Origin of the sequence: Stenotrophomonas sp. (assembly GCF_032099025.1) — a bacterium.
GTDB lineage: Bacteria > Pseudomonadota > Gammaproteobacteria > Xanthomonadales > Xanthomonadaceae > Stenotrophomonas.
Map to the genome: position 1 here is coordinate 1 of NZ_DAMCID010000042.1, position 21,992 is coordinate 21,992.

Below are 21,992 nucleotides of genomic sequence, written 5' to 3' on the forward strand. Positions count from 1 at the left end.
CCTCCTCCTTTACTTTGCCAGGGACCTACCGGCCGCGACGGGGCTGCACTTGCGGCACGCGAAGAAAAGCCGGAGCACGGTGCCACGCCGGTGGGTCGAGTGCCGGGTCGCCTTGCCCTTGTAGGCGAAGTAAAGGAGGAGGGGGCGGCCGAAGGCCGACGCCGGGGGACATTCGCCGGAAAGGGTAAGGCGGCCCGGCGCTCGCCCCACCGGCAGCCGCTGTTGAGGCACCTTCGCAGGCAAGGGCATGGCACCCCCGCGCTCGCCCCACCGGCAGCCGCGCCAGGTTGCCCGCCAGGCCTTGTGCTGCGGGCATCTGGTGTGCACCCGGTCACGACGTCATCAAGCTGTAACAAAAACATCATTTCATAGCAGCGTCAGCCGGCGAGACCGGCACCCTATCCCGCTACGGAGTGACGCATGAAACTGCATACGGCCGGCTTCGCCGCCCTTTCCCTGGCCATCGCGCTGGGTCTGTCCGCCTGCAAGCCGGCCGCCGAAGGCCAGGCCACCGCACCGGCCGCTGGTACTCCGGCCGCCGCGCCGGCTGCCGGCGACAAGCTGACCGCCGAAATCTCCGGCGCCGGCGCGTCCTTCATCTTCCCGCTGGTGTCCAAGTGGTCGGCCGACTACAACACCGCCACCGGCGCCAAGATCAACTACCAGTCGATCGGCTCGGGCGGCGGCATCGCCCAGATCAAGGCAGGCACCGTTGATTTCGGTTCCTCCGACAAGCCGCTGAGCAGCGAAGAGCTGGCCCAGGCCGGCCTTGGCCAGTTCCCGTCCGCCATCGGCGGCGTGGTCCCGGTGGTCAACATCGACGGTCTCGAAGCCGGCAAACTGCGCCTGAGCGGTCCCCTGCTGGCCGATATCTTCCTGGGCAAGGTCAAGACCTGGAACGACCCGGCGATCGTGGCCGCCAACCCGGGCGTGAAGCTGCCCGATGGCAAGATCACCCTGGTCCACCGTTCGGACGGCTCAGGCACCACCTTCAACTTCTCCAACTACCTCTCCAAGGTCAGCCCGGACTGGAAGAGCAAGGTCGGCGAAGGCACCTCGGTGCAGTGGCCTGACGGCGTGGGTGGCAAGGGCAACGAAGGCGTGGCCTCGTACGTGAAGCAGATCAAGGGCTCCATCGGCTACGTCGAACTGGCCTACGCGCTGCAGAATGGCATGCCGTACGCCTCCATGCAGAACGCCGCAGGCAACTGGGTGCAGCCGACCGCCGAGACCTTCGGTGCCGCCGCCGCCAGTGCCGACTGGGCCAGCGCCAAGGACTTCAACCTGGTCATCACCAACGCCCCCGGCGACCAGGCGTGGCCGATCACCGCCACCAACTTCATGCTGATGCACAAGCAGCCCAAGGATGCCCAGCGCAGCAAGGACACCCTGGCGTTCTTCAAGTGGGCCTTCGAAAACGGCCAGGCCCAGGCCAACGAACTGCACTACGTGCCGCTGCCGGCCGAACTGGTCAAGCAGATCGAAGGGTACTGGACCACTGAATTCAAATGATCCAGAGCGGACCCGCGCGCTGCGCGGGTCCGCTTTTTCGTGCCTTGACAACGTTTTGCCAGGCATGGCCTGGCACTACCTCACCTAATCTTGGGCCCCCGCCTTTCCCATGAATGCCATCGCCCAGCCTGTACCCGCACCGTCCTCGCGCGACCTGCGTGATGCACGCAACGACAAACTGTTCCGATGGGCGCTGATCGCCACCGTGATCCTGGTGCTGGCCGCCCTGGCCTGCGCCGCGCTCTCGATGCTGTGGGGCGGTCGCCATGCCCTGCAGGAACAGGGCCTGAGCTTCTTCTATTCCTCCGACTGGAATCCGGTCGAGAACAAGTTCGGTGCGCTCGCACCGATCTACGGCACGCTGGTCACCGCCCTGATCGCCATGGTGATCGCGGTTCCGGTGAGCTTCGGCATCGCCTTCTTCCTCACCGAAGTGGCCCCGCGCTGGATGCGTGGCCCGGTCGGTACCGCCATCGAACTGCTGGCCGGCATCCCCTCCATCATCTACGGCATGTGGGGCCTGTTCGTGCTGGTGCCGGTGATGACCGAATATGTCACCCCCGTCCTCAATGAAACCCTGGGCGAGTGGCCGATCATCGGTCCGCTGTTCCAGGGCCCACCGCTCGGCATCGGCGTACTGACCGCCGGCTTCGTGCTGGCCATCATGGTCATTCCCTTCATCTCCTCGGTGATGCGCGAAGTGTTCCTGACCGTGCCCACCCGCCTGAAGGAATCGGCCTACGCGCTGGGCTCCACCAAGTGGGAAGTGAGCTGGGACATCGTGCTGCCCTACACCCGCTCGGCGGTGATCGGTGGCATCTTCCTCGGCCTGGGGCGCGCGCTTGGCGAGACCATGGCCGTGGCCTTCGTGATCGGCAACAGCGTGCGCCTGTCGCCGTCACTGCTGGAACCGGGTACCACCATCGCCGCGTTGATCGCCAACGACTTCGGTGAAGCCACCGAGACCTACCGTTCGGCACTGCTGCTGCTCGGCTTCGTACTGTTCATCGTGACCTTCGTGGTGCTGGCCATTGCCCGCCTGATGCTGATGCGCTTGTCCCGCAAGGAGGGCAACTGATGTCCACCGCCGCCAATTCCGCCGCGCAGCCGCTGTACCTGCGCCGTCGCATCGTCAATGTCGTCGCGTTGCTGCTGTCGTGCCTGACCGCGCTGTTCGGCCTGTTCTTCCTGGGGTGGATCCTTTACACCCTGGCCTCCAGGGGCCTGGCCGGGATCAATCTCGACCTCTTCACCAAGATGACCCCACCGCCCATGCAGGACGGCGGCCTGGCCAATGCCTTCTTCGGCAGCGCGGTGATGTGCGCGCTGGCGATCGCCATCGGTACGCCGCTGGGCGTGCTGGCCGGCACCTGGCTGGCCGAGTACGGCAACTTCCGCAAGGCCGGCACCGTGGTGCGTTTCGTCAACGACATCCTGCTCTCGGCGCCGTCCATCGTGCTGGGCCTGTTCGTCTACACCCTGTACGTGATGCAGACCGGTGGTCAGTTCTCGGCCTTTGCCGGTGCGCTGTCGCTGGCCTTCATCGTGCTGCCGGTGGTGGTGCGCACCACCGACGAGATGCTGCGCCTGGTGCCCTCGCAGATGCGCGAAGCGGCGCTGTCGCTGGGCGTCCCCCAGTGGAAGGTGACCGTGCAGGTGCTGTACCGCAGTGCGGCCGCCGGCATCGTCACCGGCATCCTGCTGGCGCTGGCGCGCATCTCCGGTGAAACCGCGCCGCTGCTGTTCACCGCCTTCGGCAACCAGTACTGGAACAGCAACGTATTCCAGCCGATGGCGAGCGTGCCGGTGGTGATGAACCAGTTCGCCGGCAGCCCGTATGAATCCTGGCAGACGCTGGCCTGGGCCGGCGCTCTGGTGCTGACCCTGTTCGTGCTCCTGGTCAGCCTCTCCGCGCGCGGCATCCTGCTGCGCAACCGCATCTCCCATGACTGACCTTTCCGCGGACATCGCCATGAACGATCTTTCCAATGCCGTGCCGATGCAGCGCATCGTGGTCCCGGCCTCGCATGAAAACCTGCACAACCCGGCGCCGGTGAAACTGGCTGCACGGGGTCTGGACTTCTACTACGACAAGTTCCACGCGCTGAAGAACATCGCGCTGGAAATCCCGGAAAAGCGCGTCACCGCGCTGATCGGTCCGTCCGGCTGCGGAAAGTCCACCCTGCTGCGCATCTTCAACCGCATCTACGCGCTGTACCCGAAGCTTGAAGCGCGCGGCGAAGTGCTGCTGGACGGTGAGAACATCCTCTCGCCCAAGTACCCGATGAACCGCCTGCGCAGCAAGGTCGGCATGGTGTTCCAGAAGCCGGTGCCGTTCCCGATGACCATCTTCGAGAACGTCGCCTACGGCATCCGACACCACGAGAAGCTGTCCAAGGCGGACATGAACAACCGCGTGGAGCATGCCCTGCGCCAGGGTGCGCTGTGGGACGAGGTGAAGGACAAGCTCAACCAGAGCGCACTGGGCCTCTCCGGTGGCCAGCAGCAGCGTCTGTGCATTGCCCGCGCCGTGGCCCTGCGCCCGGACGTGCTGCTGCTCGACGAGCCGACCTCGGCGCTGGACCCGATCTCCACCAGCCGCATCGAGCAGCTGGTCGAGGAGCTCAAGCACGACTACACCATCGTCATCGTGACCCACAACATGCAGCAGGCCGCACGCGTGTCGGACTACACCGCCTTCATGTACCTGGGCGACCTGATCGAGCACGACCGTACCGAAGTGATCTTCTCGCAGCCCAACAAGCAGCAGACCGAGGATTACATCACCGGGCGGTTTGGTTGAGTCCAGCTGCTTCTCCACACCCTTCAGCCGGGCTTGGCCCGGCGCTACGGAAACCGACATGAACTTCCCCAACGACCACATCGTCAAAAGCTACGACGAAGAACAGCAGCGCCTGGTGGCCGAGATCGTGCGCATGGGCGAGATGGCCGTGGCCCAGCTGGATGCGTCGATGGACGTCATCGAGAAGCGCGACGAGAACGCCGCCCAGCGCATCATCGCCAACGACGAGGCCATCGACAGCCTGGAACAGCAGATCAGCCATGACGTCATGCGCCTGGCGCTGCGCGGCCCGATGGCACGCGACCTGCGTGAGATCCTGGCGGGCCTGCGCATCCCGGCCGACATCGAACGCATCGGCGACTATGCCGCCAATGTCGCCAAGCGCTCCATCGCGCTGAGCAAGGTGCCGCCGCTGCCGCAGATCCAGGGCCTGCGTTCGCTGGGCCGGCTGGCCGCGCAGCAGGTGCGTCGCGCCATCGAGGCGTACCGCGACAACGACGCCGCTGCCGCGCTGGCGCTGCGCGACGACGACGCGCGCCTGGACGCCCAGTACACCGCGCTGTTCCGCGAGCTGCTGACCTACATGATGGAAGACCCGCGCAACATCACCCCGTGCACCCACCTGCTGTTCATGGCCAAGAACCTGGAGCGCGTGGGCGACCATGCCACCAACATCGCCGAGAACGTGTGGTTCCTGGTGCATGGCGAACAGGTCCTGCCGCCGCGTGAGAAGCGCGACGAAACCAGCAGCACCGAACACCCGTAAACGCCCGCGCCCGCGGGTGTTACACGCCGTTACAGGCCGATACCGCGTATCGGCCTTTTTTAATTCCCTATTCATCAAAAAAATTCCACTCTGGACCTGCGTTCCACCCCACCCGATCCAGAGGAACCACCATGAAACGACTGATTGCCGCCACGCTGTCCCTGAGCCTGCTTGCCGCTACCGGCGCCGCCTTTGCCGCTCCGCCGCGGTACGACAACGATCGCGACACCCGCGACCGCCATGACCAGCGCGATGATCGCGGCCATGGCCCATCGCGCGGGCACGACCGTCATGAGCCGCCGCGTCGGGGCGGCCACCTGCAGAAGGACCATCGCGGCGACTACGTCAGCGACTACAAGCGCCACGGCCTGCATGCGCCCAAGCGTGGCCAGCAGTGGCGCGAGGTCGACAACCGCTACGTACTGATCGCCGTGGCCACCGGGCTGATCGCGGACGTGGTGCTCAACGGGCGTTGAGCGGGCCGCACGGCCTTTCCGGGTCACCCCACGCGCCGGGCCTGCCGGCGCGTGGGGCCGGCAACGGATCGCCAGACCCGGCCATGGGCCGGTCAGGCGCCTCTGCTAAACTGCGTCGATGACCCAAGACCTCCCCCAGGCCGCCGGCACGCCGGCGGTGGCTGAAGACGTGCCCTCTGCCGCCCCGCGCATGATGGCGACCCGCTTCCGTGGCTTCCTGCCGGTGGTGGTCGATGTGGAAACCGGCGGTTTCGACTGCAACCGCAATGCATTGCTGGAAATCGCGGCGGTGCCGATCGAGATGGACGACAACGGCCTGCTCTATCCGGGCCAGACCGCCAGCGCCCACGTGATCCCGGCCGAGGGCCTGGAGATCGACCCGAAGTCGCTGGAAATCACCGGCATCATCCTCGACCACCCGTTCCGGCTGGCCAAGTCCGAGAAGGACGCGCTCGACCACGTCTTCGCGCCGGTGCGTGCCGCGATGAAGAAGTACGGCTGCCAGCGCGCGATCCTGGTCGGGCACAACGCGCATTTCGACCTGGGCTTCGTCAACGCGGCGGTGAACCGGGTCGGCCACAAGCGCAATCCGTTCCATCCCTTCAGCGTGTTCGATACGGTCACCATGGCCGGCATCGCGTACGGGCAGACCGTGCTGGCCCGTGCGGCTGCGGCGGCCGGCCTGGGCTGGGATGCGGACGAAGCGCACAGCGCGGTGTACGACACCGAGCAGACCGCGAAGCTGTTCTGCACCATCGCGAACGCCTGGCCGCGTCCTTGATCGGCATACGCCGGTAATCCGCGCGTCCCTTCGTCCGTGCGGTGCCCGGCGGCCGGGTGATCAACCGATCGCGGTTCTATCCCGGCCTTCGCTCTTGGCGCGGTACAGCGCGCGGTCGGCGCGCTGGTAGAGCAGCATCGGGGTGCGGTCGGCGGCGTCCAGCTCGACCAGTCCGGCACTGAAGGTCACCTGCAGGCCCGGCACGCCGGCCCAGTCCGGGTGGTCATGGAACAGCCCGCGCAGCCGCGCGCACACCTGCGCGGCTTCGGCCAGGCGGGTGTCATTGAGCAGCAGGGTGAACTCTTCGCCACCGGTACGCGCCGGCATGTCCGAATCACGACAGGCCGAGGCGATCACCCGCGCCACTTCGACCAGCACCACGTCGCCCACGCTGTGGCTGTGCTGGTCGTTGACTTCCTTGAAGTGGTCGATGTCCAGCACCACCAGGCACAGCGGGTGGCCACTGCGCTGCGAACGCGCGAAGTCGCGCGCCAGCGCCTCGTCGAACGCACGGCGGTTGGGCAGCCCGGTCAGCGCATCCTCGCGGGCCTGCCGTTCGAACTGCTCGGCCTGCACCGCCAGGCGCGCGGCCAGCTGGGTCTTCTCTTCGTTCAACGCCTGCAGGCTGGCGGTCTGCGCCTGCAGGTCGCGTGTGGCCTCATCGACCTTGCGCGCCAAGCGAACGTTGCTGGCCTTGTAGCGTTTGATCAGGTAACGGTACAGCGCCACCAGCCCGGCCAGCAGCAGCAGGCCGCCGATGAACTGGACGCTGCGCCGCTGCCACAGGAACGGTTCGACGGTGAACGACCATGTCGCCTCGCTGCCGCTCCACGTGCCGCCCGGATGCGCGGCGGCCACATGCAGGGTGTAGTCGCCCGGCGGCAGGCCGATGAATTCCACGCTGCGCTGCTGGCCGCGTTCAATCCAGCTGCTGTCGAGCCCTTCCAGGCGGGTGCGGTACCGGATGCGCTCGGACAGCAGGTAGCTCAGGCCCACGTAGCTGATGCTGAGCCGGCGCCCGCCCGGCAGCGTGTTGTGGTTGGCGCCCTGCCAGTGCAGCGGCACCCCGTCGACCAGCACCGTTTCGATCGCCGCCGGTGGGGCCAGGCGCTCGCGGAAGCGCTGCAGGCGCAGCGGGTCGACCATGCTGAGGCCGCCGGCGGTGACCACCCAGAAGGTGCCGTCGTGGCGCAGGATCGCCGACGGCCCGGAGCTGCCATTGGCCTGCGAATTGGCCATGCCGTCGATTTCGTTGTAGTGCTCGACCTCGACCCGCCGCGTGCGGCCGTCGGCCACGTCGTTGAGCATGGCCATGTCGGTACGCAGCACGCCGCGATTGGAACTGATCCAGACGTTGCCGACCCGGTCGGGCACCAGCTGGAACACCGTGTCCACCGGCATGCCCTGCTCCAGCCCGACCCGGGCCAGCGTGCCGTCCTGGTAGCGGTACAGGCCGCGATCGCTGCTGATCCACATGGCATCGCCGATCTGCTGGAACCCGAACACGCTGCGCCCGCCGCCCAGCGGCGCCAGGTCGATGGCCTGCACCCGGTCGCCGCGCAGCAGGCGGATGCCTTCGATGGTGCCGACCCACAGATCGCCGTCGGCGTCATGCGCCAGCGCGGTGACCAGGCCGGTCGGCAGCCCGGGCACGGTGGGCACCGACACGCCGCTGGCGTCGATACGCGCCACGCCCTTCTGGGTCCCGGCCCACACCGCGCCCTCGCGGTCCACGCTCATCGCGCGGATGTTGCCGCCCGGCAGGCCATCCTCCGCGCCGTAATGGCGCAGCATGCGGCCCTGCGCATCCAGGCGCAGGATGCCGTCACCGAAGGTGCCGACCCACAACCCGCCCTGGTGGTCCTGCGCCAGGCTGAGCACGGACGGCGTCTTGCCGCCGCTGTTGCGCAGCGGCACCGGGTGGAACACGCCCTGCGCATCGCGGCGGTCCAGGCCACTGGCGCTGCCGATCCACATCTGGCGATCACGATCTTCCAGCACGGTGCGCACGTAGTCGCCACTGAGCCCGTCGCGCTCGGTGAAGCTGCTGAACAGCGTTTCGCGCAGCCGGTACAGGCCGCCATTGGCGCCCACCCAGATGCTGCCTTCGGCATCTTCGCGCAGGCTCACCACGCGCCCGCCCGGCAGCGACAGCCCGGTCGGCAGGCGTTCCAGTCCGTGCCGCGACAGCCGCAGCAGCCCCTGGTTCTCGGTGCCCAGCCACAGATCGCCATGGCGGTCCTGCAGCATCGCGGTGATGTGCATGCCGCCGGAGAGACGGTGCTGCAGTTGTGGCACACCGTCCTGCATGCGGTAGATGCGCTCGCCGGCGACGATCCACAGCACCCCGTCCGGGGCACGGTACGGCCACACCAGCCCACGGCCCAGGCCGTAACTCTCCGGCGCGCGGCGCAGCACGCCATCACTGCCGCGCACCACCAGCCCGTCGAGGGTGCCGACCCAGACCCGGTCCTGCGCATCCACCACCAGCTTGGTGAAGCTCATCGCCATCGGCACGTCGGCCGGCGGCTTCTGGTACTCGAAGTGCCCGTCCTGCGACAGGCTGCCGATGCCATTGCCTTCGTACAGCAGCCACAGCCGCCCGTGGCTGTCCATCTGCATGGCCTGGATCAGCACCTGCGGTGCGGGCGGCTGGTGCTCGAACACCTGCCACCGGCCGTCGGCACTGCGCCGGGTCACGTTGCCGCGCGAGTCGCTGATCCACAGCCCGCCAGAGCGGTCCACGTACAGCGCGCCCACGCCGTTGTCGCGCAGGCCCGGGCGGGTGCTGCGGTCGAACACGGTGAAGTCCAGGCCGTTGTAGCGCACCAGCCCTTCCCAGGTGGCGAACCACAGGTGGCCTTCCGGGGTCTGCGCGATGTCGCGCAGCGAGTTGTGCGGCAGGCCGTTGCGCGAGGTCCATACATCGATGGCGTAGTCGCGCAGCGGCGGCGGGCCGTCCTGCGCGGCCAGCGTCGCCGGCACGCCACACAGCAGGCACAGCCAGACCAGCGCCAGCCAGAGGCGCTGCAGGGGCACTCGAGGTTGTACCGGCCGCCACCGGCTCCGGCATCCCCCTTGCCTCATCCGTAAGGACCTGGCGGGGAGCAGGAATGACGCAGCGCGGGAAGCGCTGCGCCGTTGTGGAGACCGGCCAGGTTGGGCACGCTCATGCGGCGGAAACCGGCGGGGGTTGCCCATAGTAGGCAAATCCGCAGCGATTTGCCTCGTCAGCGATCAGCCGGCGCGCGTGGCTGGCGGTCGGGGCGGTGCCGGCCAGTGCACCACGGCCTCCAGACCTCCCTGGGGCGGGTTGTGCAGATGCAGGGTCGCGCCGTCCTTCTCGGCCAGCGCGCGGGCGATGGTCAGGCCCAGCCCGGCCCCGCCGGTCGCCCGCGAGCGCGAGGTCTCCAGGCGTACGAAGGGGTCGAACACCATCTCCAGCTCGTCCTCGGCCAGGCCAGGTCCGTTGTCGCGCACCCGCACCACCACGCCGTCCGCGCCCTGCTCGACCCGGACCAGCGCGATGCCGCCGTAGCCGATGGCATTGTCGACCAGGTTCGAGAACAGCCGGTGCATGGCCAGCGGCCGCAGCATCAGCACCGCGCCGCTGCCCTGTTCGAAGCGGGCCTCGGCACCGGCCTCGACCGCATCCTCGACGATGCTCTCCAGCAGCGAGTCCAGGTCCAGCGCCGCCCGCGGCTCGGCGCTCTCCGCGCTGCGCGCCAGCTCCAGGCCTTCACGGATCAGGGCCTGCATGGCACCGAGGTCACCGATCAGGCGCTCGCGCAGCGCTTCATCGCCCACATTCTCCAGCCGCAGCCGCAGCCGGGTGACCGGGGTCTGCAGGTCGTGGGTGATCGCCGCCAGCATCTGGGTGCGTTCCCCCAGCGTGCGCTGCAGGCGCTTCTGCATGGCGTTGAAGGCCTCGGCGGCGCGCCGCACTTCCAGCGGCCCGGTGACCGGCATCGGGGCACGCTGCAGGTCATCGCCCAGCTCGGCGGCGGCCGAGGCCAGGCGCTGCAGCGGCGCGCTGGCCATGCGCGCCACCACGTAGGCCAGGGCCCCGATGGCGAGCACCAGCAGGGTCAGGAACAGCGGGTCCACGGCGAGGATGCCGTTGTGGGCGATGGCCGGCGACTCCAGCGCCAGCGACAGCACGGTGCCATCGCTCAGCGGCAGCTGCACGGCGCGGCACTTGGGCGGAATGAAGGCCGGGTCGCGCTCATGCGGCGGCTTGCGGCGGCGGTCCTGCGGCGGCGGCGGCGGCAGCAGCTCCTGCGCCTTGGCCAGGCACGACCGGAATGAAGTGAAGTGCACCGTGGCCTGCGCCACCGGACCCTGGCGGTCCTGCAGCACATCCATCAGCGCCACGTCCTCGCGACCGAGGCGGGCACCCTCCGGCAGGCTGCGTACCGCGGGCCCACCCACCGTGAGCAGGCGGTCGCGCAGCTCGGGGTCGCCGTCGAGCATGTTGACGAAGCCCTGCAGGCGGTCGGCGATGCGGGTAAGGTTCTGGCGCTCGAATTCCTGCTGGCGCTTGGCACTGGCCAGCATGGTGGCGCCGATCGCAGCCACGCTCATGCCCAGCAGCAGGATCACGAACAGGCGCCCGACCATCGAGGCGAAGAAGCGGCGCAGGCGCATCATTCCAGCGTGACCGCCGTGGCCAGCACATAGCCTTCGTTGCGCACGGTCTTGATCAGGCCATCGCTGCCGCCGTCATCGGCCAGCTTGTTGCGCAGCCGGCTGACCTGCAGGTCGATGGCACGGTCCTGCGACTCGTAGCTGCGGCCACTGCTCAGCGACACCAGCTGCTCGCGCGACAGCACCTTGTTGGCATGGCCGACGAACACGCGCAGCAGGCGGAACTCGGCGCCGGACAGCACGACCACGCGACCGTTGGGATCCACCAGGTGGCGATGTTCCAGGTCGAAGGTCCACTGCGAGAAGCGCGCGCGTCGGATCGCCAGCGGCTCCAGATTGGCCGGCAGTGCCTCGGTCCGGCGCAGCACGTTGCGGATGCGCGCCAGCAGCTCGCGCGGCTCGAACGGCTTGCCCAGGTAGTCGTCGGCGCCCATCTCCAGGCCCAGCACGCGGTCGATCGGCTCGCTGCGCGCGGTGAGCATGATCACCGGCGTGCTCGAGCGTGCGCGCAGGTCGCGGCACAGCGTGAGGCCATCCTCGCGCGGCAGGTTGAGGTCGAGCACGATCAGGTCCACGTGCTCGCGCTCCAGCACCTGGCGCATGCCCTGGCCATCGCTGGCGGTACTGACCTGGTAGCCGGCGCGGCCGAGCTGTTCGGCCAGCAGCTGGCGGATGTCGTTGTCGTCATCGACGATCAGCAGGCGTTGCATCGTAGTCGTGTTCTCCATGCGGCGATGATCCCCTGTCGGGAGCTGAACCGCATCCTCTGGTTTGCGTACGCATGTTTCAGGCAGTGCGCACGATACACACGGACACGCGAAAACAGGGGCGCGGTTACATCCTGTTACACGGCGAGCGTTGAGCCCTCCGCGGCCGCTCTTCACAATGCTGACAACGCCGCATGCCGGCCTGTCGAGTTGACGATCATCGTGAAGCCCCGCCTGCCCACCACCCGCCGCGGCCGCGTGCTGCTGCTGCTTGCCGTCGTCGCTGTGGCCTGCGGCATTGTCGCATGGACCCTGCGTAAACCGACCGCCCCGACCCTGGCCACCAGCCCGGTCACCCGCGGCGACCTGGAACAGACGGTGGAAGCGACCGGCGTGATCGATGCCTACAAGCTGGTCAGCGTCGGTGCCCAGGCCTCGGGCCAGATCAAGTCGCTGAAGGTGCAACTGGGTGATTCGGTCAAGCAAGGCGACCTGATCGCCGAAATCGACGCCACCACCCAGCGCAACGCCGTGCTCAACGCGCAGGCATCGCTGGACCAGGTCACCGCGCAGCGCGCGGTGCAGCAGGCCAGCCTGCGCCAGGCGGAACTCGAATTCGCCCGCCAGCAGGAAATGCTGGCCGCCGAGGCCACCTCGCGTGCGGAGTACGACACCGCCGAGGCACAGCTCAAGACCGCGCGCGCGCAGGTCAAGTCCTACGATGCGCAGATCAAGGGCCGCGAAACGGAGCTGGGCACGGCGAACGCCAACCTGGCCTACACCCGCATCACCGCGCCGATGGACGGCACCGTGGTGGCGGTGGTGGCCGAGGAAGGCCGCACCGTCAACGCCAACCAGACCGCGCCGACCATCGTGATGCTGGCGCGGCTGGATCTGGTGACGGTGAATGCCGAGGTATCCGAAGCGGACGTGGTCAAGATCAAGGCCGGCATGCCGGTGTACTTCACCACGCTGGGCGATCCGGACCGCAAGTACCACGCGACCCTGCGCCAGATCAATCCGGCGCCGTCGTCGATTGCCAGCGACAGCGCCAGCAGCTCCAGTTCGTCCAGCTCCAGCGCCAGTTCGGCGGTGTACTACAACGCGTTGTTCGACGTGGAGAACCCGGACGGCACGCTGCGCATCGACATGACCGCGCAGGTGTCGGTGCTGCTGAAGCAGGCCAAGGGCGTGCTGACCATTCCGTCGGTGGCGCTGGGTCGGAAGGCGCGTGACGGCCAGTACGTGGTGCAAGTGGCCGACGCCGATGGCGTGCCGCAGCCGCGCAAGGTGAAGATCGGAATCAACACCGGTTCCAGCGCCGAGGTGCTCTCGGGTCTGAACGAAGGCGAGAAGGTCGTGGTCGGCGAAGGCAGCGCCACCCCGTCTGCGAACAGCGGCGGCAACCGCGGCGGCGCGCAGATGCGCATGGGCGGCCCGGGCATGGGCGGGCCGCGTCGATGAAGACCGCCCCCACCGGCACGCCGCTGCTGCGGCTGCGCGACCTGCGCCGCGAGTTTCCGGCCGGCGACGAGACCATCGCCGTGCTGCGCGACGTCAACCTGGACATCGCGGCGGGCGAGATCGTGGCCATCGTCGGGCAGTCCGGCTCGGGCAAGTCCACCCTGATGAACATCCTGGGCTGCCTGGACCGTCCCACCCGGGGCAGCTACCAGGTAGCCGGCCGCGAGACCGGCAGCATGCTGCCCGACGAGCTGGCCGAACTGCGCCGCGAGCACTTCGGCTTCATCTTCCAGCGCTACCACCTGCTCGGCGACCTGGATGCGCGCGGCAACGTGGAAGTGCCTTCCGTCTATGCCGGCAGCCCGGCGGCCGTGCGCACCGCGCGCGCCGAGCAGCTGCTGCAGCGGCTGGGCCTGGGCGACCGCATGCAGCACAAGCCGGGGCAGCTCTCCGGTGGCCAGCAGCAGCGGGTGTCCATCGCGCGCGCCCTGATGAACGGTGGCGAGGTGATCCTGGCCGACGAGCCGACCGGCGCGCTGGACACGAAATCCGGCGAGGAAGTGATGGGCATCCTGGGCGAGCTGCATGCCGAAGGCCACACCATCATCATCGTCACCCACGACATGTCGGTGGCCGAACACGCCCAGCGCATCATCGAGATCCGCGACGGCGAGATCATCGCCGACCGCATCAACGACAAGGCACCGCGCTACCGCGCCCAGCGCACGCCGACCGTGGCCGCCGCCAAGGGCCACAGCTGGCGCGCCGCGCGCGACCGCTTCACCGAAGCCTTCCGCATGGCGCTGCTGGCGATGAACGCCCACCGCCTGCGCACCTTCCTGACCATGCTGGGCATCATCATCGGCATCGCCTCGGTGGTGTCGGTGGTGGCCATGGGCAACGGCTCGCAGCAGCAGATCCTGCAGAACATCAGCGCGCTGGGCACCAACACCATCGATGTCTATCCGGGGCGCGGCTTCGGCGACATGCGCTCGGCGCGCGTGCAGACGCTCAAGGCCAGCGATGCCGACGCGCTGTCGCGGCAGAGCTACATCGACAGCGTCACCCCCAGCGTGTCGTCCTCGGCCACGGCGCGCTACCGCAACCAGTCGGCCACCGCGCAGGTGAGTGGCGTCGGCGAGCAGTTCTTCCGGGTCAAGGGCGTGACCCTCAGCGCGGGCAGCTTCTTCGACGCGGACGCGGTGAAGGGTCTGGCGCAGGTCGCGGTGATCGACGAGAACACCCGTACCCAGTTCTTCCCCAACGGCGCCGACCCGGTGGGCCAGGTGATCCTGCTCGGCAACGTGCCGGTGCGCGTGATCGGCGTGGCCCAACGCCAGAGCATGGGGTTTGGCAGCAGTACCAGCCTGTCGATCTGGGTGCCCTACACCACCGTGATGTCGCGCATGCTCGGCCAGAGTCATGTCTCGAGCATCACCGTGCGCGTGGATGACGCCACCCCGATGGATGCGGCGCAGGCGGCCATCTCCAAGCTGCTGGTCATGCGCCATGGCACGGAGGACTTCTTCCTCAGCAACAGCGCCGAGATCCGCGAGACCATCGAACAGACCACGCGCACCATGACCCTGCTGATCAGTGCCATCGCCGCGATCGCACTGCTGGTCGGTGGCATCGGCGTAATGAACATCATGCTGGTGTCGGTGACCGAACGCACCCGCGAGATCGGCGTGCGCATGGCCGTCGGCGCGCGGCAGAGCGACATCCGCCAGCAGTTCCTGATCGAAGCGGTGCTGGTCTGCCTGCTGGGCGGGTTGCTCGGGGTTGGGCTGTCGCTGCTGGTGGGGTGGCTGTTCGGCCGCTTCGCCCCTGATTTCCAGATGCTGTTCTCCACCTTCTCCATCGTGGCCGCATTTGCGTGCTCGAGCCTGATCGGTGTGGCATTCGGCTTCCTTCCGGCACGCAATGCGGCCCAACTCGACCCCGTGGAGGCGCTGGCGCGCGAATGAAGATTCCTTTCCTGTATCCGTTGGTTCCCGCCGTGCGCCCGCTGGCGCTGGCCTGCACCACTGCCCTGCTCCTGTCTGCCTGTGTGAGCACCGGCCAGTACCGGGTGGACCCGCCCAGTGTGCCGGCCGTGTATGGCCGCGGCGACGCGCAGCGCAATGCCCCGACCGAGCCATCGCATGCACCGGAGACACTGCGCACCGACGTGCGTGACGATGCCTGGTGGACCGGCTTCGGCGATCCGCGCCTGGACCGGGTGATCGCGCGCGCCCTGCAGGCCAACACCGACCTGGCCACGGCCGGGCTGGCCGTGCAACGCGCCCGCCTGCAGGCCGGCCTGGCCGACAATGCGTTGTGGCCACAACCGTCGGGCAGCGTCAGCAGCAGCGGCAGCCGCCCCATCGACCAGAGCGCCGACTGGAACCGCGGCAGCTCGGCCGGCGTGTCACTGCAGTGGGAAATCGACCTGTGGGGCCGGCTGCGCGCACAGCGCGACATCGCCCAGTGGGAGGCCCAGGCCAGCGAAGAGGACCTGCAGAACACCGCGTTGCTGGTGATCGGCGACGTGGCCACGCAGTACTGGACGCTGGCCTATCTCAACCAGTCCATCAGCGCCGGCGAGGCCAACCTGGCGCGGCTGCAGCGCACCCGGCAACTGGTGCAGGCGCGCTTCGACGCCGGCGCGGTGTCGCGACTGGAAGTGCGCCAGGCCACGCAGAGCCTGGAGGCGCAGCGCGCCGCGCAGAGCGCATTGGAGCAGCAGCGCGTGGCCAGCCGCAATGCGCTGACCGTGCTGCTGGATGGGCAGCCGTGGCCGCAGGCCGACGAGCCGCAGGCGCTGGAGAGCACTGGCGGTCCGGCCATTGCCGAAGGCCTGCCGGCCGACCTGCTGGGCCGCCGCCCGGACCTGCGCGCGGCCGAACTGCGCCTGCGCAACAGCCTGAAGAACATCAAGGTGACCGCCACCAGCTACTACCCGGCATTGAGCCTGACCGGCGGCGTGAGCAGCGGTGCCACCTCGTTGTCGGACGTGCTGAGGAATCCGGTCGCCGCGCTCGGTGCCGGGCTGTCGCTGCCGTTCCTCAATATCCGCCAGGCGCAGCTGGACACGCAGATGGCCGGGACCGATTACCAGATCGCGGCCAACAGTTTCCGCCGCACGCTTTACACCGCGCTGTCAGAGGTGGACAACGCCTTGTCCGCGCGCACGCAGTTCGCCACCCAGGTGGCCGCCTCGCAGGCCTCGTATGACGAAGCGGTGGCCATCGAGCGCATGTACGAGGTGCGTTACCGGGTGGGCGCCACCGACCTGCGCACCTGGCTGGAAGCGCAGCAGACCCGCCGCGACGCGGAGCTGTCGCTGGCCTCGGTGAAGCAGAAGCAGTTGGTCAACGACGTGACCCTGTTCAAGGCGCTGGGCGGCAGCGCCGACGCCCCGTAGAGCCACGCCCTGCGTGGCTTCGCGGTACCCGACCACCCAAGTAGAGCCACGCCCTGCGTGGCTTCGCGGTACCGGATCACCCAAGTAGAGCCACGCCCTCCGTGCCCGATCACCCAAGTAGAGCCACGCCCTGCGTGGCTTCGCGGTGCCCGATCGAAGCGCAGCCACGCAGGGCGTGGCTCTACGCGGGTGCGTCAGCTGCGCTGCCGGACGGCCTCGAACAGGCTCACACCCGCGGCGACGGAGACGTTGAGGCTTTCGATGTCGCCCGGCATCGGGATCTTGACCAGGCCATCGCAGTTCTCGCGGGTCAGGCGACGCATGCCGTCGGCTTCGCCGCCCAGCACCAGGGCCACGTTGCCCTTGAGGTCGATGGCGTACAGGGAGTCGCTGGCTTCGCCGGCCAGCCCGTAGATCCACACGCCCAGCTTCTGCAGGTCCTTCATGCAACGCGACAGGTTGGTCACGGCCACGACCGGAATGCGGTCGGCAGCGCCGGCCGAGGTCTTGCGCACGGTGGCATTCACCGTGGCCGACTTGTCCTTGGGGATGATCACCGCGGTGGCATTGGCGGCCGCCGCGCTGCGCAGGCACGCGCCCAGGTTGTGCGGGTCCTGCACCTCGTCGAGGATCAGCAGCAGGGCCTTGCCCTCGGCAGCCTCCACCAGAGCCTCCAGTTCGTTCTCACCGTAGGTGCGTGCGGCCTGGTAACGCGCCGCGACGCCCTGGTGACGCACCGAGCCGCCCACGCCGTCCAGCGCCTGGGTGTTGACCTTGCGCACGTCGATGCCCTTGCGCCGCGCGTTTTCCTCGATCTCGGTCAGCCGCGGATTCTTCGCGCTGGCCTCGATGAGCACTTCGCGGACATTCTCGGCATCGTTCTCAATCGAGGAAGCGACGGCGTTGACGCCGACGATCCACTGGCTTTGCTTGCTCATTGCAGGGGCGGGACCGGTACAGGGGGTGGTAATGGTAGAGCATTGCCGGCCCGGTTGCCGGGCGGAGGCCCGGCCCCTGGGTCGGCCGGAGGTCTGACGCCTGCCCGGCAGCGCCCATCACTACGGACCGTCAGGGTCAGCGGGGCCAGCGCTCGGTGTCGCGGTCGGGGTGCTGGTGGGACACCAGGGTGCGCAACCGTTCGGCGTCCGGATCGTCCTCCTGCAGGATCACCTCCAGCGTCCCGAGGTGGTCCACGAACGGCAGCTTGGACTCCGTGCCGTACTGGACGGTCGGCGGCAGGCGTTCAGGCTGGTCGAACGCACCGGCCGCCACGGCCATGCCGTCCTCACCCTCGTAGGTCAACGGGGTGCCACAGTCGGGGCAGAAGCCCCGACGGAAATGGTTGGACGATTGAAACCGTTTCGGTTCGCCGCGGGTCCAGCGGAAATCGGCGCCACGCACCGACACCAGCGGCGCGTAGTAGGCGCCGAAGGCCTTCTGGCACATACGGCAATGGCAGATCGAGCGGTCCGGCAAGGCGCCACGGACATGGAAGCGGATCGCGCCGCACTGGCAACCGCCGGAGAATTCGGGAACCGGGTTCATGGGTCGATCCCTCGCGTGGAGTGCCCACCAACGGTGGGCACCTACCGGATTGAGGCGGCCTGGGGCCGCCCGCGTTCAATATTTCTGTTTCTGACGCTTGGCCGGCTGTCCACGCGGTGGCGGCGACGGTTCCTCATCGCCCTGCTCTTCCACCAGGCGGAAGTCGATCTTGCGCTCTTCCATGCTGGCCTTGAGCACCAGGATGCGCACGCGGTCGCCGAGGCGATAGCTCTTGCCGCGGCGCTCGCCGCTCAGCGTCTTGCGCGTCGCGTCGAACTGGTAATAGTCGTGCGGCAGCTGGGTGACATGGACCAGGCCGTTGACCTTGGACTCATCCAGTTCGACGAACAGGCCGAAGCTGGTGACGCCACTGATCACGCCCTCGAACTGGCCGCCCACGTGCTTTTCCATCCACGCCGCGCGGTAGCGTTCGTCGACCTCACGCTCGGCCTCGTCGGCACGGCGCTCGCGTTCGGAGCACTGCAGTGCCAGCGCGGCCATCTCGCGCGCGGAGTAGGTGAACTTCTCCAGCGGCTTGCCGCTCAGTGCATGCTTGATCGCGCGGTGCACCAGCAGGTCGGGGTAACGGCGGATCGGCGAGGTGAAGTGTGCGTACGCGTCCAGCGACAGGCCGAAGTGGCCCTGGTTGTCCGGCGAATACACCGCCAGGCTCTGGCTGCGCAGCAGCACCGATTCCAGCAGGGCCGCGTCCGGGCGCTCGCGCACCTTCTTGAGCAGCTTGGTGTAATCGCCCGGCTGCACCTTGGACCACGGCGGCAGGCTCAGCTTGAATTCCTTCAGGAACTCCAGCAGGTCGTCGAACTTCGCTTCCGGCGGCTTGGCGTGGTCACGGAACGGCGCCGGCACCTGCTTGTGCAGCAGGTAGCGCGCCGCCTGCACGTTGGCCGCGATCATGCATTCCTCGATCAGCTTGTGCGCATCGTTGCGCACCAGCATGCCGGCCTGGGTGACTTCGCCGGTGTTGTCCAGCACGAAGCGCACTTCGGACGATTCGAATTCGATCGCGCCGCGACGGGTCCGCGCCTTGGCCAGCACCTTGTACAGCTGGTGCAGGCGCTCGACCTGCGGCAGTACCGCGGCAATCTGGTTGCGCACGGCCACGTCGTTCTCGCCCACCGCCTGCCAGACCTGGGTGTAGGTCAGGCGCGCATGCGAGTTCATCACCGCTTCGTAGAAGCGCGAGTGGATGACTTCACCGTCGCGGTTCACCTGCATGTCGCAGACGAAGCACATGCGGTCGACCTTGGGCATCAGCGAGCAGATGCCGTTGGACAGCGTCTCCGGCAGCATCGGTACCACGAAGCCCGGGAAGTACACCGAGGTGGCGCGCTTCTGTGCCTCGTCGTCCAGCGGCGTGCCGGGACGGACGTAATTGGAGACGTCGGCGATCGCCACGACCAGGCGGAAGCCTTCGTCGTTGGGTTCGCAGTAGACGGCGTCGTCGAAGTCCTTGGCGTCTTCGCCGTCGATGGTCACCAGCGGCGTGCTGCGCAGGTCGACGCGATCACCGATCATCGCCGGCTCGACCTGCATCGGCACCGCAGCGGCTTCGTTCAGCACTTCCTGCGGGAACTCGAACGGCAGCTCGTGGCCGTGGATCGCGGTTTCCACGATCAACGACGCGGTGAGCTTGTCGCCCAGCACCGCGATGATGCGGCCGATCGGCGGGCGGCGCGTATCCGGCGCCTGGGTGATCTCGCACACCACCAGCTGGCCATCGCGGGCGTCGCCGGTCTGGTCGGGCGGAACCTGTACGTTGCGCTGGATGCGCTTGTCGTCGGGCACTACGTAGTTGATGCCGAACTCGATGCTGAAGCGACCGATCAGGCGGGTCATGCCGCGCTCGAGCACGCGGGCGATGCTGCCTTCACGACGGCCGCGACGGTCGATGCCGGTGACGTTGGCGAGCACACGGTCGCCGTGCATCACCTTGCGCATTTCATACGGTGGCAGGAACAGGTCGTCGCCACCGCCGTCCACCGGGCGCAGGAAGCCGAACCCTTCGGGGTTGGCGATCACCACGCCGGTGATCAGGTTGGTGGCCTGCACCGGGGCAAAGCCGCCGCGGCGGTTCTGCACCAGCTGGCCGTCGCGGACCATGGCACCCAGGCGTTTGCCGAGGGCATCGGCACGATCCGGTTCGGTCAGGCCCAGATGGATGCCGACTTCCTCGGCCGTCTGGGGACCATCGCAGCGTTCCAGCAGTTGCAGGATCGCCTCGCGGCTGGCAATGGGCTGGGCGTAGCGTTCCGCTTCGCGGGCCGCGAAGGGATCCAGCTGCACTTCACCGTCGAGCGGGGCCGGGTGCGGGCGGCGGCGGGTCGGGACGGGCCCGGCGTGCGCCGGCTTGGCGCCCCGCTTGTTGCCGCGCGGCGGCTCAGGGGTGTTCAGGGACTCAGGCATCCAGGGTGGCAGCTTGCCGGCTTTCTTGGCGGCAGCGCGGGGGTTGCCCGACGGGCCGGCTGCCTTCTTGGGCGCCGGGGACTTGGGGGCTTTCGCGCCCTGGGTCGGTTTCTTTGGTTTCATTGACCTCAATAGTAACCGCTGCGCGTGTGCAGAACCGGTCAGCGGCACTCCTGTGCAGGATTGTGAAGAAATTTAACAAAACCGTTGACAAGCCTCGCGGACATGCCCAGAATTCGCCCCCTGAGTCGCCCAGGTGGCGGAATTGGTAGACGCACTAGCTTCAGGTGCTAGCGGGGGCAACTTCGTGGAGGTTCGAGTCCTCTCCTGGGCACCATGACTCGGTAAATGATCAAACCCGCGCAAGCGGGTTTTTTCGTTTCAGGCGTCGTCGGGCGTATAAAACCGGGCGGACAACCCCGCTCGCCCCGGGAAGTACTTGAACCAGGGCCGCGCCGCGTCGACGACCGCTGCCACGGCGGCATGCGCCATCAACCGCTCGATGTAAGCGAGCAGGTGCGCGTCCTTCCCGGGAACCGCCACATAGGCCACCGCATAGAACAACGCCGGTGCCGCCGCACAATCGGCCATGCTGAACCCCTCGCCGGCCAACCACGTCCGATCCTGCAGCTGAGGGTTCATGGCCGCATAGCTGTTCAGCAGCGTCGACCGCGCTGCCTCGGCAGCGTCCCCGTTACGCCCGCCCTCGGGCTTGAGCAGCTCGGCGGTCAACGCCTGCATGGGGGTCATGAGATAGAAGTCCGAGAAGCGATCCCAGAACCGCACCGCGAGCGCCGCATCGGGGTCGGCCGGAATCAGGCGTGCCCCCTCGCCGGCCAGGTGCTGCTGCAGGTACTCGATGATGATGCTGGTCTCGGCCACTGCCCGCCCCTGGTCGACCAGCACCGGCATCTTCCCGGCCGGGGACAGGCGGTTGAGCCGGTCGCGATCCTCGGGGTCACCGAGGTTGAGCATCCGCTCGTCCAGCGCCACACCGAGCACGCGGGCGGCAATCAGCACCTTCTGGCAACAGGACGACAGCGGGTGGGCGTGCAGGATCGGCAGTGCCATGGAAACTCCAGAGCGTCGGTGTCGGCCGAGTATGCCCATCGGCGCGTCGGCATGCATTGACAGCCCCCGGGGTGGTTCCGCATAATTCCCTTTCTAAGTCGCCCAGGTGGCGGAATTGGTAGACGCACTAGCTTCAGGTGCTAGCGGGGGCAACTTCGTGGAGGTTCGAGTCCTCTCCTGGGCACCATGACTTGGAAAATGATCAAACCCGCGCAAGCGGGTTTTTTCGTTTCTGCAACAGCGATCGCGATGACGCAGCAACGCGCCGGGAACGAAAACTTTTCTGCGAAATGCTGTTGACACATTCATGGTTCTCCCGCAGAATTCTCCTCCTGAGTCGCCCAGGTGGCGGAATTGGTAGACGCACTAGCTTCAGGTGCTAGCGGGGGC

At 67.8% G+C, this 21,992-nt stretch carries 17 protein-coding genes and 2 tRNA genes; 12 read left to right on the top strand and 7 right to left on the bottom strand.

The window, feature by feature from the left end; translation table 11 throughout:
- Nucleotides 1-420: 420 nt before the first annotated feature.
- From pstS to rnt, 7 genes are all read left to right on the top strand, one after another.
- The gene (gene pstS / locus RT456_RS18525) at nt 421-1,512 is read left to right on the top strand and encodes a phosphate ABC transporter substrate-binding protein PstS (protein ID WP_313348789.1); all 1,092 of its coding nucleotides are present in this window, start codon (nt 421-423) and stop codon (nt 1,510-1,512) included.
- A 109-nt stretch (nt 1,513-1,621) separates the two neighbouring features.
- Complete coding sequence (pstC, locus tag RT456_RS18530) at nt 1,622-2,590, top strand: phosphate ABC transporter permease subunit PstC (RefSeq protein ID WP_313348790.1); 969 nt, start codon at nt 1,622-1,624, stop codon at nt 2,588-2,590.
- Entirely contained in the window at nt 2,590-3,465 is an 876-nt protein-coding gene (gene pstA, locus RT456_RS18535; RefSeq protein ID WP_313348792.1) for a phosphate ABC transporter permease PstA, read from the top strand. Before pstC ends, pstA begins: the two co-directional genes overlap by 1 nt.
- A 19-nt stretch (nt 3,466-3,484) precedes the next feature.
- Entirely contained in the window at nt 3,485-4,315 is an 831-nt protein-coding gene (gene pstB, locus RT456_RS18540; protein ID WP_313348814.1) for a phosphate ABC transporter ATP-binding protein PstB, read from the top strand.
- A gap of 58 nt (nt 4,316-4,373) precedes the next feature.
- Nucleotides 4,374-5,081: a phosphate signaling complex protein PhoU gene (phoU, locus tag RT456_RS18545; RefSeq protein WP_313348794.1), complete on the top strand. Its 708-nt coding sequence runs from the start codon at nt 4,374-4,376 to the stop codon at nt 5,079-5,081.
- A 131-nt stretch (nt 5,082-5,212) separates the two neighbouring features.
- On the top strand, nt 5,213-5,557 hold the full coding sequence (locus RT456_RS18550) for an RcnB family protein (protein ID WP_313348796.1): 345 nt from the start codon (nt 5,213-5,215) through the stop codon (nt 5,555-5,557).
- 193 nt (nt 5,558-5,750) lie between these two features.
- Nucleotides 5,751-6,338 (top strand): ribonuclease T, encoded by a 588-nt coding sequence (gene rnt, locus RT456_RS18555; protein WP_313348816.1) that lies wholly within the window; start codon nt 5,751-5,753, stop codon nt 6,336-6,338.
- Nucleotides 6,339-6,398: 60 nt separating this feature from the next.
- Here rnt and RT456_RS18560 read toward each other — a convergent pair whose 3' ends face one another.
- The 3 genes from RT456_RS18560 to RT456_RS18570 all read right to left on the bottom strand — a co-directional run bounded on the left by RT456_RS18560 (nt 6,399) and on the right by RT456_RS18570 (nt 11,695).
- Nucleotides 6,399-9,425 carry a two-component regulator propeller domain-containing protein gene (locus tag RT456_RS18560; protein WP_313348798.1) on the bottom strand — a complete coding sequence of 1,009 codons (3,027 nt, stop codon included), beginning with the start codon at nt 9,423-9,425 and terminating at the stop codon, nt 6,399-6,401.
- A gap of 150 nt (nt 9,426-9,575) precedes the next feature.
- Nucleotides 9,576-10,988, bottom strand: a complete 1,413-nt coding sequence (locus RT456_RS18565; RefSeq protein WP_313348800.1) for an ATP-binding protein — start codon at nt 10,986-10,988, stop codon at nt 9,576-9,578.
- Nucleotides 10,985-11,695 (bottom strand): response regulator transcription factor, encoded by a 711-nt coding sequence (locus tag RT456_RS18570; RefSeq protein ID WP_345785094.1) that lies wholly within the window; start codon nt 11,693-11,695, stop codon nt 10,985-10,987. Before RT456_RS18570 ends, RT456_RS18565 begins: the two co-directional genes overlap by 4 nt.
- A 219-nt stretch (nt 11,696-11,914) precedes the next feature.
- Here RT456_RS18570 and RT456_RS18575 point away from each other — a divergent pair, with 219 nt between their 5' ends.
- The 3 genes from RT456_RS18575 to RT456_RS18585 are packed head-to-tail and all read left to right on the top strand — an operon-like array spanning nt 11,915 to nt 16,562.
- Nucleotides 11,915-13,156, top strand: a complete 1,242-nt coding sequence (locus tag RT456_RS18575) for an efflux RND transporter periplasmic adaptor subunit (protein ID WP_313348804.1) — start codon at nt 11,915-11,917, stop codon at nt 13,154-13,156.
- A complete protein-coding gene (locus RT456_RS18580) occupies nt 13,153-15,123 on the top strand; it encodes a MacB family efflux pump subunit (protein WP_313348805.1) in 1,971 nt (656 codons plus the stop codon). Before RT456_RS18575 ends, RT456_RS18580 begins: the two co-directional genes overlap by 4 nt.
- Nucleotides 15,120-16,562, top strand: a complete 1,443-nt coding sequence (locus tag RT456_RS18585; protein ID WP_313348806.1) for a TolC family protein — start codon at nt 15,120-15,122, stop codon at nt 16,560-16,562. The genes RT456_RS18580 and RT456_RS18585 overlap by 4 nt, the downstream gene beginning before the upstream one ends.
- Before the next feature lie 194 nt (nt 16,563-16,756).
- Here the strand turns inward: RT456_RS18585 and rlmB are convergent, their stop codons facing one another.
- The 3 genes from rlmB to rnr form a co-directional block, all read right to left on the bottom strand.
- Nucleotides 16,757-17,500, bottom strand: a complete 744-nt coding sequence (gene rlmB, locus RT456_RS18590; RefSeq protein WP_313348807.1) for a 23S rRNA (guanosine(2251)-2'-O)-methyltransferase RlmB — start codon at nt 17,498-17,500, stop codon at nt 16,757-16,759.
- 136 nt (nt 17,501-17,636) lie between these two features.
- Nucleotides 17,637-18,107 (bottom strand): GFA family protein, encoded by a 471-nt coding sequence (locus tag RT456_RS18595; RefSeq protein WP_313348809.1) that lies wholly within the window; start codon nt 18,105-18,107, stop codon nt 17,637-17,639.
- A gap of 75 nt (nt 18,108-18,182) precedes the next feature.
- Nucleotides 18,183-20,654, bottom strand: coding sequence for a ribonuclease R (rnr, locus tag RT456_RS18600; RefSeq protein ID WP_313348811.1), 2,472 nt, complete (start codon nt 20,652-20,654; stop codon nt 18,183-18,185).
- A gap of 127 nt (nt 20,655-20,781) precedes the next feature.
- On the opposite strand from rnr, the gene RT456_RS18605 reads away from it, so the two are divergent.
- Nucleotides 20,782-20,868: transfer RNA gene (locus tag RT456_RS18605), tRNA-Leu, on the top strand.
- Nucleotides 20,869-20,912: 44 nt separating this feature from the next.
- Here RT456_RS18605 and RT456_RS18610 read toward each other — a convergent pair.
- Nucleotides 20,913-21,602 carry a glutathione S-transferase family protein gene (locus tag RT456_RS18610; protein WP_313348812.1) on the bottom strand — a complete coding sequence of 230 codons (690 nt, stop codon included), beginning with the start codon at nt 21,600-21,602 and terminating at the stop codon, nt 20,913-20,915.
- Between the two features lie 100 nt (nt 21,603-21,702).
- On the opposite strand from RT456_RS18610, the gene RT456_RS18615 reads away from it, so the two are divergent.
- Nucleotides 21,703-21,789: transfer RNA gene (locus RT456_RS18615), tRNA-Leu, on the top strand.
- Nucleotides 21,790-21,992 lie beyond the last annotated feature (203 nt).

What these genes read in the sequence shown, in the direction of transcription:
- pstS (WP_313348789.1), top strand. Translation starts at nt 421, where the DNA reads ATGAAACTGCATACGGCCGGCTTCGCCGCCCTTTCCCTGGCCATCGCG.
- pstC (WP_313348790.1), top strand. Translation starts at nt 1,622, where the DNA reads ATGAATGCCATCGCCCAGCCTGTACCCGCACCGTCCTCGCGCGACCTG.
- pstA (WP_313348792.1), top strand. Translation starts at nt 2,590, where the DNA reads ATGTCCACCGCCGCCAATTCCGCCGCGCAGCCGCTGTACCTGCGCCGT.
- pstB (WP_313348814.1), top strand. Translation starts at nt 3,485, where the DNA reads ATGAACGATCTTTCCAATGCCGTGCCGATGCAGCGCATCGTGGTCCCG.
- phoU (WP_313348794.1), top strand. Translation starts at nt 4,374, where the DNA reads ATGAACTTCCCCAACGACCACATCGTCAAAAGCTACGACGAAGAACAG.
- RT456_RS18550 (WP_313348796.1), top strand. Translation starts at nt 5,213, where the DNA reads ATGAAACGACTGATTGCCGCCACGCTGTCCCTGAGCCTGCTTGCCGCT.
- rnt (WP_313348816.1), top strand. Translation starts at nt 5,751, where the DNA reads ATGGCGACCCGCTTCCGTGGCTTCCTGCCGGTGGTGGTCGATGTGGAA.
- RT456_RS18560 (WP_313348798.1), bottom strand. Translation starts at nt 9,425, where the DNA reads ATGAGGCAAGGGGGATGCCGGAGCCGGTGGCGGCCGGTACAACCTCGA.
- RT456_RS18565 (WP_313348800.1), bottom strand. Translation starts at nt 10,988, where the DNA reads ATGATGCGCCTGCGCCGCTTCTTCGCCTCGATGGTCGGGCGCCTGTTC.
- RT456_RS18570 (WP_345785094.1), bottom strand. Translation starts at nt 11,695, where the DNA reads ATGCAACGCCTGCTGATCGTCGATGACGACAACGACATCCGCCAGCTG.
- RT456_RS18580 (WP_313348805.1), top strand. Translation starts at nt 13,153, where the DNA reads ATGAAGACCGCCCCCACCGGCACGCCGCTGCTGCGGCTGCGCGACCTG.
- RT456_RS18585 (WP_313348806.1), top strand. Translation starts at nt 15,120, where the DNA reads ATGAAGATTCCTTTCCTGTATCCGTTGGTTCCCGCCGTGCGCCCGCTG.
- rlmB (WP_313348807.1), bottom strand. Translation starts at nt 17,500, where the DNA reads ATGAGCAAGCAAAGCCAGTGGATCGTCGGCGTCAACGCCGTCGCTTCC.
- RT456_RS18595 (WP_313348809.1), bottom strand. Translation starts at nt 18,107, where the DNA reads ATGAACCCGGTTCCCGAATTCTCCGGCGGTTGCCAGTGCGGCGCGATC.
- rnr (WP_313348811.1), bottom strand. Translation starts at nt 20,654, where the DNA reads ATGAAACCAAAGAAACCGACCCAGGGCGCGAAAGCCCCCAAGTCCCCG.
- RT456_RS18610 (WP_313348812.1), bottom strand. Translation starts at nt 21,602, where the DNA reads ATGGCACTGCCGATCCTGCACGCCCACCCGCTGTCGTCCTGTTGCCAG.